Source organism: Planctopirus sp. SH287 (assembly GCF_056500625.1).
Window position 1 is genome coordinate 4,326,530 of the sequence record NZ_CM151403.1, and the last position, 17,968, is coordinate 4,344,497.

The following is a 17,968-nucleotide window of genomic DNA, read 5'->3' on the forward strand; positions in this document are numbered from 1 at the left end:
ACCATTCTCAACCTGTCACTTGGCAAAACCGGTGATACCTGTTGAAAAAAGTTGCATGCCTCGCCAATTCTCACGGTATCAGAGCTTTTGTGAGAGCCTTTGTAAAGAGAGACTGAAACGGCAAACGTAGCACCCGGAGCGCCATTTCAAATTGGAATGCGCATGACACACTTCTATTCTCTTGATGGTCACCTGATGTTCAACGCCTCGACCTCGACAGCAGTTCAACCCGATTCATCCGCAGAGGTTCGGGACTGGCTGGCCACCAATGCTCAGAAGGATCGTCATGTGGTGATCCCTCTGGGAGCAGGGCAGTCGAGCATGGCCATTTATCAGGCCAGCCAGCCAGCCATCTCTCTCAATCTCCGCCGTCTGAATCGCACGATTGACTACCCCGCCAGAGATATGACGATCACTGTTGAAGCGGGGATGGCGTGGAAAGACTTGTCCGCTCAACTTAAAGTAGAAGACCAGCAGCTTCCCATCGATGTTTTTGATCCATCAGCCACCGTGGGGGGGCTGATGGCTGCGAATGTCAGCGGCCCTCGTCGTTATACCTATGGCACTTTCCGCGACTACCTGCTGGGCTTTGAAGCGATCACCTCGGAAGGCATCCCTTTCAAGGCAGGCGGCCGGGTTGTCAAAAATGTGGCAGGCTATGACCTTTCAAAATTAATCATCGGTTCCCGCGGCACTCTGGCAGCCATCACGTCCTGTACCTTCAAACTGAAGCCTCTCCCTCAAGGATCGGCCTGGCTCATCACAACCTGGCAGAGTTGGTCAGAAATCGATGCCGTTCTTGAGCGGCTCCTGCAATCGGAGGCCCGGCCAGTAGCCATCGAGGTACTGCGCGGGAACGGTCTTCCACAAATCCACAACCAGTTGGCACTGGCCATCATGGTGGAAGGAAACCCCGGCACAATCGCCTGGCAACTGGAACGGCTTCGTAAAGAACTGTCATCCTGGGTGCCTCATGACCTGATCGAAGTTCATGAAGATCACTCCACGCCCGATGCCGGGCGGTTCCTCACTCAGATCCTTCACCAGGAAAACGAATGGCCTTGCGAGCTGACTCTGGCCACGCGACCTTCATTGATGACCACTGTGGCGGCCATGATTCCGGCAGAATGTCGCCTGACAGCCCATTCTCTCGATGGCCTGCTCCGAATCTCCTGGGATCATCTTCCTTCTCCGGAAGAACTCACATTCCTCAGTGATGTGGCTTTTCAGCAAGATCCAGGGGCCTCGCTGAATCACCACATCGCTCACAGTGTCTGGGAATGGACACGCTGGCCTCAGCCCGCTTCAGCACCAGCGGCAACCGTCTGCCACTCCGCTCCACCGGCACTGAGATTGTTCAACACCACAGGCCACATCGCCTCCGGTGCTCACTGGAGCCTGAAAGTCAAAACACAGCTTGACCCCTTGAACCTCCTCAATCCCGGCGTGCTGGAACGCTGCTGTGGAGAAGCCTCGTCAGTGGGATAGTTGCTCAGGCGGTTTCTCACGATCCAGCGCCGCATGGCGGGCATTTCGTTCCTGCCACATTTGCAGCATTTCAATCCCCAGTGAAAAGGCCATGGCAAAGTAGATATAGCCCTTGGGAATCTTGTGATGAAATCCTTCAGCCACCAGCAACACCCCAATCAGTAGCAGGAACGACAGTGCCAGCAACTTGATCGCAGGATACTTATCGACAAACCGCACAATCGGCCCGGAAAAAATCAGCATGATGATCACGCTGACAATCACCGCCGCCACAATCACCGGGATGTTCTCGGTAATCCCAACTGCTGTAATCACCGAATCCAGCGAGAACACCACATCAATCGCGATCACCTGCACCAGCATCCAGAACAACGAAGGAGGTGCTTTGGAGCGATCGTGTTCATCATGCATCAGATTGACCTTGTGGTGGATCTCATAGGTCGCCTTTCCGATCAGGAACATCCCCCCCACAATCAAGACCAGATCCTTGCCACTGATGCTGGTTGAAAGAACCGTGAACAGCGGCTCTCGCAGCTTGAGAACCCATCCCAGCGTCAGCAGCAGTCCGATGCGTGACACCACCGCCAGACTGATCCCCAGCTTGCGGGCAAAATCCTGCTGCGATTTCGGTAGCTTCCCCGCCAGGATCGCAATGAAAATGATGTTGTCGATGCCCAGCACAATCTCCAGCAATGTCAGCGTGAGAAAGGCAATCAGGATCTCGGTCGTGAACATATCAAAAGAAACCTTGAAAGCCAGTGACGGGTCAACCAGACATGCGAGCTGATTTCAATAGTTGGTCACTGTCAAGAATTGAGGCGGAACCTGTGGTCAAGCTTGACGACAGCAGACGTCACCGTCCAGTCTTCGCCTCCAGAACGAAGCGGCAAAACGGCATTCACATGTAATCTCTTCCCTAAGAATGTCTTCATTTCGCAATGAGGATTACTCATCGGGCTGCTGGCCCAGCACATGCTTAATGACGGGGACGGGACGTTGCCCCAGGGCCTGCTGCGGGTTGCCTGGCATGCGGATGGTAGCCACATAACTGGTGAAGCGGTCGTTGAAGGAAGGAATGTCATCCTTCAGCCGTGCCACAAGACTTCCCGCATCTTTCTGACTCTGAAGAGTCTTGAGGTACCCCAAAAGGACGGCGCGTGAGTCATCCCCATCATGAAGCATGAAGTGCACCCAGGCCCAGGCTTCCTGATAGTCGGCCCGCTGCATTTGCCCCACGGATTCCAAATGCTCCAACCGATCCATATCGGGTTGCCAACCACCCGTCACGGCCACACCCAGTCGCGAAGCATACTCCTGATTGATCTGGCCAGGCGGCCCCGCCAATTCAAAGTATTCCGCTAAACCTTCATCAAGCCAAAGGGGGACATCCTTCAACGTGGCGTGGAGAATCCCATGCGTATATTCGTGCCTTAAATCTTCCTGAACGCGATCCCCCCAAAAGGTATAGACGGCAAGCTCTTTAGAAGACCCCACGAAATAGGCGCGCCGCGGCGGCAACTGAGGGAAAGCATCTCGCATATAACCGCGGTATCGTTCTTCCGAACCAAACAGATAAACCACGACTTGCTGCTTCTGAGGCGGCAGGTTGAGTTCGCTGGAAATCTCGTCGCGCAAGTTCTCCAAATCCACCAGAAGCTCGTGATTTTTGGGAAGCTTGAGATCAGAAAGAACCTTGAGGCCATCGTTCTTAACGGATGTTTTCGTAGGAAGCCCCACATATTTGGGCTGAGTCTGGCAACCCGAAAAGACCATCACTCCCACCCAGATCATTCCCAGCATTGCGAGCAGGCGAAGACGCAACGCAACCCCGGAAAGCTCCTGCACCCGGAACTCCAGCGGCTTCATTGCAGTGTGAGTGCAAAAGTCTGAGTGACGACAGGCGTGTGTCGGGAATCCAGCCGATTTCATGCGGCATGCCATTTTTTATAATTCTCTACGCGTTGGGCCCGCTGTTTGAGAATTTCGACGAATAACGTGCGCCAGGTCATTGGCGGATGAGATTTTGCAACTCGTTTCAACAGCCGTACACAAAGAGATGTTCGGACGGTTGTCATCCGGGTGGCGACGTCGTGCAACTCACGGAAAGTCGCCGCGATTTGACGCAACGTGAAGCTGTCTTGATGGTGGAATCTGGAAGGGTCAGCCACTGCCAGAAAAAATCGGGTCTCTAACTTGAGCATGAAAAACTGGTCGAGATCAGCAACATCTGGCCGGAAACCGGCATCAAGCAATTTGGAAACGGTTTTGACCAGAATCTCGGCCACTTTCCATTCTTCTGAATCCGGCGCAAAGGAGAGTCGGCCCTGCTCATGAATCCACTGGGTCACTGTCTGCTGGGCATGATGATAGGCCCGAGCCACCAGTTGTTCCTGCTCGGTTTCAATGATCAACAGTGGGCCAGGAGTCGAGAACCCGCGACGCAGCATCGCGTAGCTGTTTTCCCACATCCGGCGTGCCCATGAATCGTATTGATCACGAATGAGCGGCCTCGCTTCCAACTCCGCCCGCATGGCTCCGTTCGCAATGGGAAGCTGAATGATTGCCGATTTTTGAAGTGCCGTTCCTTCTAAAGACTGCACCAGAAAAGGGGGATTAAACAATTGTGATGGGTGACGCACCAGTTCTGCCAGATACTCTTTCCCGAGACCAGCGACCGATCGACCATTCCGAACGCCCTGCTGACAAATGAGTAACTTGCGGTGCCCGAGACGCCATTGCTGATCGGCCACTTTCCAGGCAGATCGTGAATGATCGCTCATCGTGTTCGCGGCTTGCTGACAGAATCGTTTGATCAGACTGACCGATGAAACCTTCTGTCGGGGAAGTGACAAAGCTCGCAGAGGTTTTCGACAAGGTCGAATTCTGAAATCAACGGCATCACCCACCGCACTGGCGTCTTTCGTGAGATCAGGGCGTTGGACACTGGCAAATTCTTCAAGGTAGGCGGCCAGAAACCGAAGCTGATCGGCACGGGTCAGCATGCGATGCAACGAATGGCGAAGCATCGCGAAATTCTGAAGAATCTGCCCCTGCGAAACACCCAGCCATTGTTGGCGTACCTGACTGAGGTCAGCCCACCAGAGCCGCATAGGCCCTTCGTTTTGAACGGGAGCAACCAGCAGACTTTCCGCCTGGAGTTGTCGATAGTAAAAGCCAGCTTTATGAAGCCGTGCCAACATGCGGGCGCAGGCCACCGTCAAATGATGCCTGCCACGAATTCCCAACGCATCGCGCGTCATGACTTCAGAAAATCGGAGCGCCACGTTGGCCAGTGACATCGTTGGTTCAATGGCTTCCAGAATCAGATAGCAGCTTTTCGGGGCGTCCAGAAAAGGAAGCTCAGGAAAGCCGAGATCGTTTTCAACTTCTGAACGGCCACTCTCACGGTGTGGTTTTGAGTGTGAACGAATCGAAGGATGGCCAAAGCCCAGCACTTTGGGCACTGACAACCCCTGCTTTTGCATGGCAAGAATCACATCCCGTTCACGTTGAGCCTTGGGACGGGCAATCAATGACTTCAGGCGTTTAGGCGCTGGATCAGGCACAAATTGTTTAATGAACAGAACTCGATCCGGCGTCTCCACGCGGTAGAGCACTCGTTTCTGGTCGGTGTTAGCGATCTTCGCTGTCCCTGCCTTCAACCAGGACTTCAGAGGTAGTGCGCCATCGCTCAGAAGATCTCTCAGTTCTGGCGAGAGTTCCCAATTCATGGAAGTCGATTGTCTGGCATGAGCCGCCGGCAACGTCGTCGAGGTGTCCGCAGCGAGATTCTGAGATGTTGCCGTCAAGATCGGAAGCTCCACTGGCATCTGTTGTTCACGTGGTCGAGCAATGACTGAGAGAAGCTTTCTCAAGACTCAACCAGCATGTCGTGAGCGATTGAGACCTGAGTCATGGAAATTAGCCGGGGGCATTACAGGGCCGGCGCCGTGGATAGCATGCCACTCGATGGTGATTGCGAACTTCCCGTGAGTTTGCCGATCCCCTGGGTCAAAGATGCGTCCAGGAAATCACCGGCTTCATTACGAAGCGATTTTTCAATCACCTTTTTGTGCCCGGCCCCCATCATGGAACGCGTCACATAAGGATGAGACATCCAGTCGTTTCGCCCCCAGGAGCGAACATCGGCAAACCCTTCCTTCAGGTGGGGCGTGCTGCGCTGCACAATCAGGAGCTGATCATCCGTTCGGATGACATGGAAGTTGAACGCTCCCCACATTCCGGTCGCTCCGATGGTGCCACCAAACAGAATCAGGACGAGTCCACGCAGCATCATGCTTCCCTTTACACTTCCCAATGCCGGTTGGGCATTCCTTGCCATCCACCGATCTTGTGCAATCCCGCAGAGTTTCGCAGAGAAACCAAAACGTCACAAGATGACTCTGGTTGGGTGACTCTGGAGACACACAAGCCACGCCTGATGTCGCTGTTTGCCTTGCGTAACTCGAAACCAACATGACGGTTATGTCGATTAAACCGACTCTGACGGCAACACATATCCGGCACGACTTGAATTTTTATGAAGTTGCCGGACTGTTCGGAAACATCCCGTAACTTTCCTCAGAGTTTCCATCTTCGTGAACCGACTTCTAGCGTCAGGGGATTTGAGTGAGTTATCCTAGAAGAGTGAAAAACATGGCTGCTTTGGTCAGCGATGGCTAGGAGCGACTCTCATCCCGGTGAGTGACGCCTCTGGTGTTCCACGAAAATCAACTCATAAACGTCTCGCCAACTCCATGGCAAGACGCTCCCAATATCAATACCGCTTGCATTTCGTCTACGAATTGGCACAAACACACCCGCCTGTGTTTGAGACCATGCCACAGGATCGATCATGGATAAGAAATTTTTCACCGCCGAAGAGATCATTTCTGCCTATGGCCTGACCCGTGACCAGATTGAATCTCTGGTCGGTGAAGGAAAACTGAAGGCGTTGGCTGATCGCGGAGCATGGAAATACCGCCGCGAAGAAATTGAAGGTCTGCTGGCCGATGGATTGACGCCGCTGGGAACTGTCGTTTCCGGCAACACCTCAGAATCCGATGTGATCAGCTTTGATTTCGATGGCGGCTTCGAATCGCAAGGCGATGATGTTCTGTCATTCCTGGAAATCGATGAAGAGGCACTTCAGGGAGCCTCAGGGGATGCTGTCACTCAGAAACCGCTTCCTGAGACGGTCGATGATGATCTCATGGGCTTTTTGTCCGAGCTTGAAGATGCTTCGTCCGAAAACATCGCTCAGATCAGCGACGCCCCAAAAGCCACGCCAGATTCCAATCAGCGCGGCCAGTCAGAACTGATGGCCGACCTGTTTTCCGATGACCAGCCTGATGAAACGGCGGGGGGGACTGATCTTGATCTGGGTTCTTCGATAGAAGCCCAACCTGTACCAGCCAACGAGATGGCCAAGTCGGAAGAATCCAGCTTTGTCACCGAACTCATGAGCACGCCTGATGACGAATTGTCGACAGACGAATCAGGTATTGGCCTCGATTTTCCGCACACGGAAACAATGGCCACAGCCCCTGCAAATCTTGATCTGGACAATGAGAGCGACGAAACCGGCATTCGTCTCGAATTGCCCAATGAAGTGAGCGACGATTTCACTCCAGGGTTTGTCGGAAAACTGAGTGCCGGCTCGGATGAGTCATTGGGCCTGGGGATGGAAGACAGTGGCCTTTCTTTGGACACGGGTTCCGAAATCCTGGGTGATACCGGCGAAAGCGGCATCATCCTCGACACGGGTGACCTCGATGGCTCTGGGGCTTCCGACAGCAGTTTGCGGATGAACACCGGTGACAGTGGCTTATCACTCGATACCGGTGACAGCGGCCTCTCGCTCGACACAGGGGATAGTGGTTTATCACTCGATACCGGCGACAGTGGCTTATCACTGGACGTCGGTGACAGCGGGCTTTCTCTCGATATGGGAGATTCCGGTCTGTCTCTGGATCTTTCGGCAGATGACAACCATCCCGCTCCTGCTGTTGAGGGAACTCAACGCATGGATCTCGGGGGAATGCCGGAAGATGATTTCACTCTCAGTGATGAAATGTCACTGGAAGATGAAGACTCGCTTCAGGAATCAAGCTCCACACGACGTCTGGCCCGGGAAGAACAATTCCACGAGGAAGATCTGTTTGCCACACAACTGGCAGAAGAGGTGATGTCCGACGAAGACGTCACCCAGATGCTGATTCTTGGCGAAGACAACGTCGACGATGACGCCTCAACCCAGATTCGTGGTTCCAAAGGAAGTGGACAGAAACGCGGCTTGAGCGGCCAGCTTGATCTGGGCGAACAGGTCGAAGATCTTGAACTGACCGATGATCTGGAAGATGTTGTCGTCGGAGCCTTTGATGACGACGATGACGTTGCCAGCTTTAGTGATGACGACGTTCTTGAAGACGACGAAGACGCGGTTCTTGCTGATGACGATGACTTCTCGGAAGAAGCGTTGCCAACTCGTGAGTCCGCAAAAGCCAAGGCAAATGCTCCGGCACTTCCTTCGTTTGGTGTGCCCACAACCATCGCCTTATGCCTCGGCGGATTGTTCGTCGTCCTGAACGGATGGCTGGTCTGGGAAGCCACAGCGACGATGTGGAATGGTGCGGAACCATCGGGCCTCGCGACATCCATCATCAATTCGCTGGCTGGCCTGCTGGGCTAACGACAAGTGTTCGTCAAACCTGAAACCGGTTGTTCAGAGGCTGTCCAAAAACGCTCAAACCCTTCTCCCTGAGGGATCTCTATAAGTCTTTCTCCCTGAGGGAGAAGGTGGCCGCAGGCCGGATGAGGGAATTGGTCTTGGCGTTGGAAACACGGCTGGTTCATCGGCCCCCTCACCCCACCTTCACATCCCTGGCCTCTCCCGCAAGCGGGAGAGAGAGTCTTGACGAACAGACTCTCAAAGCCGTGACACGGCACCAGCTATGGCGTTTTCTTAACTGTCTCTGAGGATTCCGAAAGAGAAAGAGGCTTGCGCTGCAAGACAAGCCAGGGATCCCGATAGCCAATCAGGTGGCTGGTCATCGCAAAGACCACGATCGCTCCGGCCATGGGAATCACCACCAGCAGGAGCCGATCCCGAATCGAGCCATGTGTCTCAAAAAACGTGCTTGACCATTGAGCCAACGCGAAACAGGCACCTGCCATCGCCAGGTTCGTGATCAGCAGTTTCAACGGAAGCCACCCGGCCATTAGTCCCTGCTGATTGTGGCTTGGGGAAGTCTGCGCACGAATGCGCTGATTCAATACCAGAACATTTGCGATCACTTGAATCACAGCAGAGACCGTGGTTCCCAATGCTAACCCTGCCACGCCCATCTTCCAAAGCGAGATGAAACCAACCACCATTCCAACGGCTGTTCCTCCAAAGGCGATATAGAGCGGTGTCCAACGGTCATCCAGGGCATAAAACGCCCGCTGCACGACCACTAAACCACACATCGCCCAGACGCCCACGCCATAGGCCTGAATCACATACGATGTCTGGCGAATCGAGTCAGATCCAAAGGCCCCTCGCCCAAAGAGAAGATCCGTGATCGGAAAGGCCAGACAGAATAATCCCACACTGGCGGGAATCCCGATCGCCATCACCAACCGGGTCGCCAGATGAATTGATGCCTGAAATGCCTGCCAGTCACGCATCTGCGCATACCGCGTGAGCATGGGATAGAGCACGGTTCCCAAAGCCACACCGAAGATCCCGAGAGGGAACTGATAGAGACGTTGCCCCAGATAAAGAAATGAGGCGGCTCCCGTGGGGAGCGGTGCAGTCTGGTTGCCTGCTCCAAACCAGTGGCTGATCGCCATGTCGCTCGCCATGTTGCTATTGGGAGAGAGCAACCAACTGATGCCACTTTCCCAGACAGCACTGAGTTGCAACACAAGCAATGCAGCCAGGATTGGCCCCATCTGACAAAGATTGCTCCAGACAGCCGACCGAGCCTGCCACCAATCCGGCTGATAGCGAAAACCGACCGCTTTCAACGAAGGCACGAGAGCCACGCATTGACAAAAACCAAGAGCCACAATCAACCAGGCCAGAATTTTGAGCTGTGCCCGAGGATCTTCCACCCATTGAATCACCCCCCAAAGCGCCAGTAACCAACCCAGATTCAGCACCACGGGAATTAAAGCCGCCGCCGTAAACCGGTGGAAAGCATGCAGGATTGTCGATAGCTGTGCTGCGGCACAGACAAAAACGACATAGGGCATCAGGTAAGCCGTCAGTTCACAGAGAATCTGGTTGTTGGGGTTCGTTAGAAACGGAGAAATCCCCACCAGCAGCAGCATTTGAATCAGCACCACAGCCAGACTCAAACCGCCGATCAGCAACATGCAGATCGCCGTTGCCAGACGGAAAGCGGCTGGTCGTCCCGACTCTCGTTCTTCCCTGAGAAGCTGTGGCAAAAACGCAGTCGCCAGCACCCCTTCTCCCAGAAGAACACGCGCCAGATTGGGAATGCGGAACGCCACCGTAAAGGCATCCAGCAACGGGCCACCTCCAAATGTCGCAGCCATGGCAGCATCACGAACCAGGCCCAATACCCGGCTGGAAAACGTGCACAGGCTCACCAGTCGCCAGCTACCAAAAGAGGCTTGGGGGGTTATGACATGAGCCGAGACTTCGACAGATGCCGAAGGAGAATCAACAGGTTCGGCACGAGTCATAAAGCGATCAGTCTGCGAAATTTCAGTCTCAAAAAGTCACGCTCGAGTCTGCCTCAGACTATTCGTCGTCACGCGGAGTAAACAGCTTCGGGTTCACCGGTCGGACAGGAGCACCAGCGACGGCAATCACCGGTGCCGCCCGGAGCTTAACCGTCTTAGGGGCAATACAGATCTTGTCGTTGCAGGTCTGATACTTGATCAGCACTTCCATGTCATCTGTCTGGCCACCCGCATCACAGGGAACTTCAATCACTCCGCGAACGGCAAATCTCCCCGAGTGACACAGCGCCGGTTCCGGAGAAAACTCCACATGAATTTCTTCTCCTTCCGGATAATCGATAGGCACCATGCGTAAGCCGGCCTTCGATTTGACCTTCACTTGAATGGGAATGAGGTTCTCGGGTTGAGGAGGGTTGGCATTCACGTGCCACCCTTCCTTGATGTCAAAAATCACAGCAAAGCGGCACGTTCTTCCCGCAGGAAGCTGGTCATATTCCAGGTAAACATCGGCCCGGACAACACTTTCTGTCGATGCCCGGTTTCCCCCCGCTGGATTACTGTCCGCTTGAGCAACCGCAGGACAAGGCCACGTCAGAATGACTGCTGCCAGCAACATCAAGACCACGGCCATGCCGGCTGCCATGAGAGACACTCGCTGGAAAAATCGCCTCGTTGCTGATGTCTGCTGCGACATGCTCAACACTCACTGTAGATCGATAATGAAACGGGAATCACTCAAAATTACTCAACGCCATCGGTATGAAAAACGACGATTGACCAGTTACTGAGCAATCCGATACTTCTTCAACTTGCTGAAATATGTGCTTCGTGGCAAGCCCAACATTCGCGCCGCCTCGGCCTTGTTCCCCCGGCAATGCTCGAGAGCATGAATCAGCATCTGGCGTTCATCCTTTTCACTGACACCGGAATCTGGTGCCGCAATTCGCTCAGCAGGACGCGGCGCCGATGATCCCCACTCCGATTGTGTGACCGGATTCTGCCCCGATGACCGCACGGGCGATTCTGGTTGAGAGCGCGAACGCCGACCAGCCATCGAATCTGTCGTGATCACAGATTCTTTTGTCAACGGACTCTCTGTGGGTTCTGCTTGCCCTGTTTGTAATGGGCGATTTTCGACATCAACGACTTCTGTTCGCGGCCTGGATGATTCCAACGCACGACTGGAGGACGAGAAACCCGCAACAGCGCCGGCAGGAATGGCCCCCAGATGCTTTCCAGGTTCCCTTTGTTCTCTCTGTAAGCCGCCCAGTTCCATGGCCACCAACGGGCCATCAATGGTTAATGGGGGCGCTGCCAGTTCGCTTCGCCGTATGGCTGCTGTTTCCAGTCGCCGCAGCGTTTGTGGTAGATCAATTAAAGTCAGTGTGTTCGATTCGGACAGGACAACGGCCCGCTCGATGACGTTCTCAAGCTCTCGAATATTTCCTGGCCAATTGTAAGCCAACAAGGCAGAAAGAGCGGCTTCATCAACCTGAGCCACGTTTTTGCCTGTCTTCCCGGCTGCCTGTCTGAGAAAATGACGAATCAATTCGTAGAGATCGTCCTTGCGTTCTCGCAGCGGCGGAAGAGGGATATTGACGACATTCAATCGGTAATAAAGATCTTCACGGAACCGCCCCTCACGAATCGCCTGCTCCAGGTTCTTGTGAGTGGCTGCGACCAGTCGGACATCGCAACGCAGCGTTTCTCCGCTACCGACTCTTTCAAAGGTTCGCTGTTGAAGCACTCGCAGCAGTTTGACCTGAGTTTCCAACGGAATTTCACCCACTTCATCAAGAAAGAGTGTCCCGCCATTCGCCATCTCAAAGCGGCCGGGCTTGTCGGAATGTGCTCCTGTAAAGGCCCCTTTCACATGTCCAAAGAGTTCACTTTCCAGCAGGCCAGTGGAAAGTGCCGCACAATGGACAATGACCAGCGGCCCCCCATGCCGGGGGCTGTTGGCATGAATGGCGTGTGCCATCAGTTCCTTGCCAGTCCCACTTTCGCCAGTGATCAGCACGGACGACTCGCTCGGAGCCGCCTTGCGGACAATCTCCAATGTTTCCATCAGCGTCTGGCTGGAGCCACGGATCATGCCGCGATTGAATTCGGACTCAGGAGTCAATGTCAGCGGTTCTTGCGACTCATTGATTTCTGCCTGCAGCATGAGAATCTGCTGCTTCTGTTGTTCAATCCGGTCGACTTTGAGACGAAGTTCTTCGTTCAGGCGGCTGAGATCCTTATGAACCTTGGCACAATGGAGAGCCACGCCCGTGATCTGTCCCATGGCCGTCAGGAATGTGATATCTTCCGCGGAATAAATCCCACTGGTGTGACGCGGCCCAAGAACGACAAAGCCTGACAACTCCCCTTCGACTTCCAACGCATGGATCAATTCGGCATGCAGATCCCGCAGGAATGACTGAACCGCATTCATGCTGTCACGCGAAGCCGCAGGGACAGCTTGCAAAGTGGAAGCCGAGGCCAGGGTCTGCACGAAATCAGGAGAGGTTGCCACCTGCATCGAAACGCCGATCCATGGGCCTTCTGCAGCGATCAGTCGGAAATTGGTGGATCGCCCTTCCCGCAAATAAATCGCGGCTCGCTCAGCCTGAATCACATCACGGCAAGAACCAGCCATCCGTTGGGCCAAAGTTTCCGTATCGGCCAGTTGGCCAACAGCACGGTTCATGCGTTGAAGTGCTTTATCGAGTTGATACTTTTCACGAAAGAATTTACGGTCAACCAGGCGTTGCCAGGCATCACGTGCCCAGAGAAACATCCCTACAATTACGACAAGAATCGCCGCCACGACGGTTAATTGAGGTGACGTCAGTTGCTCTCTCCAGGTGACTGCGGCAACGGCTGTCATTGAAATGGCGGCTGAGACCGCCAGTGTTGTTCCAAAGCTGAGGACATAATAAAGCATCCCCCGGCTGACAACCTGATCAACCAGCATCAGCTTATAACGGCCAATCCCGACGGCATAAGCCAGCATGAACAGCAGGCTGGCAAAGAACATGGGCCAACGACCGCCGCCCAGAGCAAAGTTGGCTCGCGAGAACCCTGCCAGCAGCAGCGTATAGCCAATCAGCAGCGTCGCAAACAAGCCGGCCCACAAGATCCATTTGACCTGATTGCGTTCCACAGGGTTGCGCGTTGTCCAGACACCATGCACCAGAGCCGCAATGATCCCGGCAAAGTAAATCCCGGCGATCGAAACATAGATATACACCCCGTTTTTAAGAGCGGTCAGCCAACCTGTCATCTGTAATGCACGGGCTTCAACCGACAGGCCGGGAGTGGCCATCAGCCACCAGATTGACCATTCCGCCAGCAACAGCATGACCAGCGCCGCAACTGGCACCGCATAAATCGTCACCAACGTTTCAAAGGGATAGCGATCAAACGGCGGCTTGGGACGGGGGTAGATCAGAAAGAAATGAAACGTCACCACAGGCACCATGATGGCGCTCAAGGCAAAGGGAAGATTAATCCAGGGATTCCCTGCAATGACCCACCAATGAAAGCCACCCACAAACGCCGAAATGGTCACCAGACACATCGCAAAAAAGAGCTGGGCGGGGTGATCAAATGGCCTTCTCCAGAAGGCCACCGCTCCGACAGAAGAAATCGCCAGCTGCAACAGAAACCAGACCAGCGTCAGTCCAATTTCCTCAAAGGGAACCCCCTGGACAGCCACCGAGGCGACGTATGTTTTTCCATCGGACGGGCGGAAAAATTCCACTTCGACCCAGCGTGGCCCTCCTTCTTCCTGAACCAGCTTGGGAAGTTCCTGCTCCAGCGGGTCGCCACCGGCCAACATGACGCCGCCAGGTGGTGTGGGTGCTGTCCGCAGCCAGTCCATATAGTGGAAGTAATCGAGTGATGTCCCCAGCCTCTGCTCGCCAATCCGGAGGAGTTCATCTCCAGGCATCGGCCGTGGGCCTTTGAACTCAATCCCCGGAGTCATCTGAATCACAATGGCAGGCGGCTTGCCTCGTTGTGTCGGGATATCCACCAGCAGACATCTCAGCCGGACGTCAGGGGCTGTCGCCACATACACCAACGCAATGGCACAGTAGATCAGAGAGATTCCACCAGCCGTGGCAAGGAACGGCCTCGTCCAGCGATTTTGAATCTGCATGGAGATTTTCCGATCCGCAAAAGGCATGGACTTGAGGGAATTGAGTCATAATCTCTCAGAAGCAGTCTATCTCCTTCGGCGCCGAAATCAACGACAACCCAGATTACCAGATTTTTTGTTGATAATTCCCTAGCGCCGAAAACAAACGGGGTCTCAGCATTCATAAAAATCCTGACTTTTCGGCGCCGTCAACATTTTTGTAACTTGGAATACACATCACTTAAATTAATACAAATTAAAGACATAAGAATTCTTACACAGTGAATTCCCAGAGAGAGGAATGTCGGCGCCCAAAACTTGGCACGCAGAGTGCAGCATGAATTCACCGTCGACAACAAGTTGACCCAACCTTACCCCAGCCGCCCCTGGAGACAATGACAAGCTCGACTGAATCCGTGGTTCCTGACCCACTGAAAAACGACCCAACCCACACTGTTTTTCAGACCTCTTTCTTGAACACACCACGCGGATCAGCGAAGCTTTTCTCCAGGGGCTTTTTCGTTTTTTGAAATATGGCATCTGCCCCTCACTCGATCCGTGGGAGGGTTCAACTCGTGAAATGGGTTCTGGGAAGCCGCTCCCCGCGCCGTTTGGATCTACTTCAGGCTTTTGATCCACTGGGAGAAATTCAGGTTCTTCCCCCGCGATCCCCAGATGAAGCAGGTTTCGACAACCTAAACACATGGCCACAAGTCCTGGATCGTCTGGCTTTGATCGCGAGGGCCAAGTTTCAAGATGTCCTGGCACAGCTTCCTCCAACGCCACCATCACCCCAGCGTGTTCTGTGCGCTGACACCACCGTGGCCTATCAAACCGCCACAGGCCACTGGCGAGCCATCGGACAGCCACCCATGGAGCCGGGAGATGTTGACGCTTTAAGGGAATGGCTCTCTGAACATTTTTCCCGCAGGACGCATCGGGTGATCACCGCCTGCTGCCTGCTCAATGAATGGGGGGAGCAACGGGAAGGAACCTCCATGACAGAACTGACCTTCCGGGCCGATGTGTCCCGGTGGCTGGACTGGTACGTTTCACTTAATGAATCTCACGGCAAAGCCGGCGGTTACGCGATCCAGGGAGCAGGCAGCGTGCTGGTCGAACGGATTGAAGGAAGCCTCAGTAATGTGATTGGCCTCCCGCTGGAACTATTGGCCGAATGGACAGTCCCCCAATTGAACTGAGACCGGCATCGTCTCAAAATCGTTACACGGCAAAAGCACTCGCATTAGCGATTTGTTACGCTGGATTATCCTCAGCACCATGGCTGTGCATGGTTCTTGATTCTGAATTTCGCATGCCGGATTTAAGTTGTCTGACGTTGCCCCTTCTGAAATCGTTTCCGTGAAGAAAGAGCCGGTTGCTGACCAGCAGGCTTCCTCGTTAATTCCTGCCAGCGACCTCAGTCACGCCCCCTGGCAGATTGGTAACCGGACAATTGAACACCGGTATGGCCTGGCTCCTTTAGCAGGCTATACCCAAAGACCGTTCCGTGTGGCCATTCGAGAACTTGGCGGCATGGGATTAGCCACCACCGATCTGGTTCACTCGGGAAAACTCCTTTCTGGCAATCTTTTTTCTCGACAACTCATCGCCACCAGCCAACATGACCACCCGCTCAGCGTTCAACTGTTTGGTGCTGATCCTGCTCATGTGACAACGGCCGCTCGCTGGCTGGAAGATCTCGGCTATGGCGGAGTTGACCTGAACATGGGCTGCCCCATGGCCAAAGTGAATGGAGCGGGAGGTGGTGCCAGGCTCATGTGTGATCCCTTGGGGGCCACCGCGCTTGTCGCGCGCGCCGTAGCAGCCGTATCGATTCCCGTGACAGTGAAAATGCGATTGGGCTGGGATGCCAACTCACTGACAGCTCCCCATCTGGCCCGCCAATTTGAAGAAGCGGGGGCCGCTGCCATTACCGTTCATGGTCGAACCAGAGCACAGGGATTCAGCGGGCAGGTCAACCGCGAAGGAATCGCTGCGACGGTTGATGCCGTACACTCGATCCCCGTCATTGGAAATGGAGATGTTCGCACCGTTGAAGACGCCATTTCCATGCGACGAGAAACCGGATGTGCTGCCGTGGCCATTGGTCGGGGAGCGCTGCTTGACCCGTGGATTTTCTGCAAGCTCCGCGACTACATCACAACGGGAACATATAGCGAGCCTCAGGGTGAACAGCTGATTGAGTTTCTCGTGACACACTTTCGGGAAATAGTCGATCTGTTTGGTGACAAATCAACGCAGCTATTTCGTAAATTTGCAGGTTGGTACGGCGCCAGGCTGGGAATTCCTCTCGACCTGGAAGATCGATTGAGACGCATTGAGTCACCAGAAGAGATGGATGAAATTGTTGGCGAGATTCGTGAGCGGCACGGCGAAGGAGAATGCCGGATCCCAACAGCACTGATCAAAGTCCCCAACGGCCCCAACGAACTCTGGTAGAGCAAGAATCAGTGCCTGCGATATAAGCCATCACATTGAAACGGGTTGCGTCGCCAGGTCAGATTCCCCCTGCCCGGAAATGCTCACCCGCTTGAAAGACTGACGAAGAGCATTTAGACTTCACCCGTCTGGCCCCTATAGCTCAATTGGTAGAGCAGCAGACTCTTAATCTGTTTGTTGTAGGTTCGAGTCCTACTGGGGGCATTTTGAAATGCTCGGCACTGGTTCCGGCGCATCAATATGAAAAGGGATCGTATCGAACTCCTCGATGCGATCCTTTTGTGCTTTGTTGACGCTATTCAGTAAAAACGAGCAGTGTAAAACGAACACTGTAAAATGTACGGAATCCCGAACGCTACGGCGTTGTGGTCGACGGTGGCATTTGCAACTCGTTTTTCACGCTGCGAACCCCCGGCTCTAATCGCACCAGATGTTCAGCCAGCTTGCGATGGCTCTCATTGGCAACATTGCCCGTCAGCACGGCTTCGCCTGCCTCATTGATCCGAATGTTAACGCCAGCAAGATGAGGCTGCCTGACAGACAGCTTATCGAACCGTGCGCGGGAGTTGACAGCGATCTTGTCGCCCATTGGTTTAGGGAAATCAAAGGCGATTCGCTGCTGAGGGCGGATGGTAATCTGCTGTGCCGCCCCACCGCCACCACCCATGTTCTGACCACCCATACCGCCGTTCAACTGCTGGGCCACGTTTCTGTCAACACCACCGCGATTGTTGGCTCCGCCGCGCTGGTTGCCGTTCTGACCTGTTTGCCCGGCGTTGGCCTGACCAACAAATTGGCCGGTTCCAAAATTCTGCCCGATAAATCCCCCGGCACCGCTTTGCTGGCCGAAAGTCGAAAGCCCCGCACCAATTCCCGAGAGAGCAGAACTTCCCAGTCCACCCTGACCACCCATCCCACCGCCACCGCCGGTTCCACTCATGCCGGAAAGCGTGTTACCGCCAAACGATGATGGCTGCGTCGTGCTGGGAGCACTGCGGCCAGACGTAGCCCCTCCCGTGCTGGATCGCCCACCGCCTGAGGATTGTTGCTGGGCCTGACTGACCACGGGAGACAATGCCGTCAAGGCCACGAGACTGGCCCACACAAGTGACCGTCGGCTTCGTCGTGCCACCACAGGAATTGAAATCACCCGAAGTAAGGAGGATTGGCATTCGCGATCAAGCATTTCAAAAT

At 54.4% G+C, this 17,968-nt stretch carries 12 protein-coding genes and 1 tRNA gene; 5 read left to right on the forward strand and 8 right to left on the reverse strand.

What is annotated here, in order from left to right; genetic code table 11:
- Positions 1-162: 162 nt before the first annotated feature.
- Positions 163-1,488, forward strand: a complete 1,326-nt coding sequence (locus tag SH287x_RS16075) for an FAD-binding oxidoreductase (protein WP_479515400.1) — start codon at positions 163-165, stop codon at positions 1,486-1,488.
- Here SH287x_RS16075 and SH287x_RS16080 read toward each other — a convergent pair.
- The 4 genes from SH287x_RS16080 to SH287x_RS16095 form a co-directional block, all read right to left on the reverse strand.
- On the reverse strand, positions 1,477-2,223 hold the full coding sequence (locus SH287x_RS16080; protein ID WP_479515401.1) for a TerC family protein: 747 nt from the start codon (positions 2,221-2,223) through the stop codon (positions 1,477-1,479). The two genes, SH287x_RS16075 and SH287x_RS16080, sit on opposite strands and share 12 nt — an antisense overlap.
- A 210-nt stretch (positions 2,224-2,433) precedes the next feature.
- A complete protein-coding gene (locus SH287x_RS16085) occupies positions 2,434-3,417 on the reverse strand; it encodes a hypothetical protein (RefSeq protein WP_479515402.1) in 984 nt (327 codons plus the stop codon).
- On the reverse strand, positions 3,414-5,318 hold the full coding sequence (locus SH287x_RS16090) for a lipopolysaccharide kinase InaA family protein (protein WP_479515403.1): 1,905 nt from the start codon (positions 5,316-5,318) through the stop codon (positions 3,414-3,416). Before SH287x_RS16090 ends, SH287x_RS16085 begins: the two co-directional genes overlap by 4 nt.
- Before the next feature lie 104 nt (positions 5,319-5,422).
- A complete protein-coding gene (locus tag SH287x_RS16095; RefSeq protein WP_479515404.1) occupies positions 5,423-5,830 on the reverse strand; it encodes a hypothetical protein in 408 nt (135 codons plus the stop codon).
- A gap of 513 nt (positions 5,831-6,343) precedes the next feature.
- Between SH287x_RS16095 and SH287x_RS16100 the strand changes: the two genes are divergently transcribed.
- Positions 6,344-8,179 (forward strand): hypothetical protein, encoded by a 1,836-nt coding sequence (locus tag SH287x_RS16100; protein WP_479515405.1) that lies wholly within the window; start codon positions 6,344-6,346, stop codon positions 8,177-8,179.
- A gap of 260 nt (positions 8,180-8,439) precedes the next feature.
- On the opposite strand, the gene murJ is transcribed toward SH287x_RS16100, so the two are convergent.
- The 3 genes from murJ to SH287x_RS16115 form a co-directional block, all read right to left on the reverse strand.
- Positions 8,440-10,185, reverse strand: coding sequence for a murein biosynthesis integral membrane protein MurJ (murJ, locus tag SH287x_RS16105; RefSeq protein ID WP_479515406.1), 1,746 nt, complete (start codon positions 10,183-10,185; stop codon positions 8,440-8,442).
- A 58-nt stretch (positions 10,186-10,243) separates the two neighbouring features.
- Complete coding sequence (locus SH287x_RS16110) at positions 10,244-10,879, reverse strand: protein-disulfide reductase DsbD domain-containing protein (RefSeq protein WP_479515407.1); 636 nt, start codon at positions 10,877-10,879, stop codon at positions 10,244-10,246.
- An 87-nt stretch (positions 10,880-10,966) separates the two neighbouring features.
- A complete protein-coding gene (locus tag SH287x_RS16115; RefSeq protein WP_479515408.1) occupies positions 10,967-14,332 on the reverse strand; it encodes a sigma 54-interacting transcriptional regulator in 3,366 nt (1,121 codons plus the stop codon).
- Positions 14,333-14,886: 554 nt separating this feature from the next.
- Between SH287x_RS16115 and SH287x_RS16120 the strand changes: the two genes are divergently transcribed.
- From SH287x_RS16120 to SH287x_RS16130, 3 genes are all read left to right on the forward strand, one after another.
- Positions 14,887-15,513, forward strand: a complete 627-nt coding sequence (locus SH287x_RS16120) for a Maf family protein (RefSeq protein ID WP_479515409.1) — start codon at positions 14,887-14,889, stop codon at positions 15,511-15,513.
- 127 nt (positions 15,514-15,640) lie between these two features.
- Complete coding sequence (locus tag SH287x_RS16125) at positions 15,641-16,774, forward strand: tRNA dihydrouridine synthase (RefSeq protein ID WP_479515410.1); 1,134 nt, start codon at positions 15,641-15,643, stop codon at positions 16,772-16,774.
- A 131-nt stretch (positions 16,775-16,905) separates the two neighbouring features.
- Positions 16,906-16,978: transfer RNA gene (locus SH287x_RS16130), tRNA-Lys, on the forward strand.
- A 151-nt stretch (positions 16,979-17,129) separates the two neighbouring features.
- On the opposite strand, the gene SH287x_RS16135 is transcribed toward SH287x_RS16130, so the two are convergent.
- Positions 17,130-17,960, reverse strand: a complete 831-nt coding sequence (locus tag SH287x_RS16135) for a BON domain-containing protein (protein ID WP_479515411.1) — start codon at positions 17,958-17,960, stop codon at positions 17,130-17,132.
- Positions 17,961-17,968 lie beyond the last annotated feature (8 nt).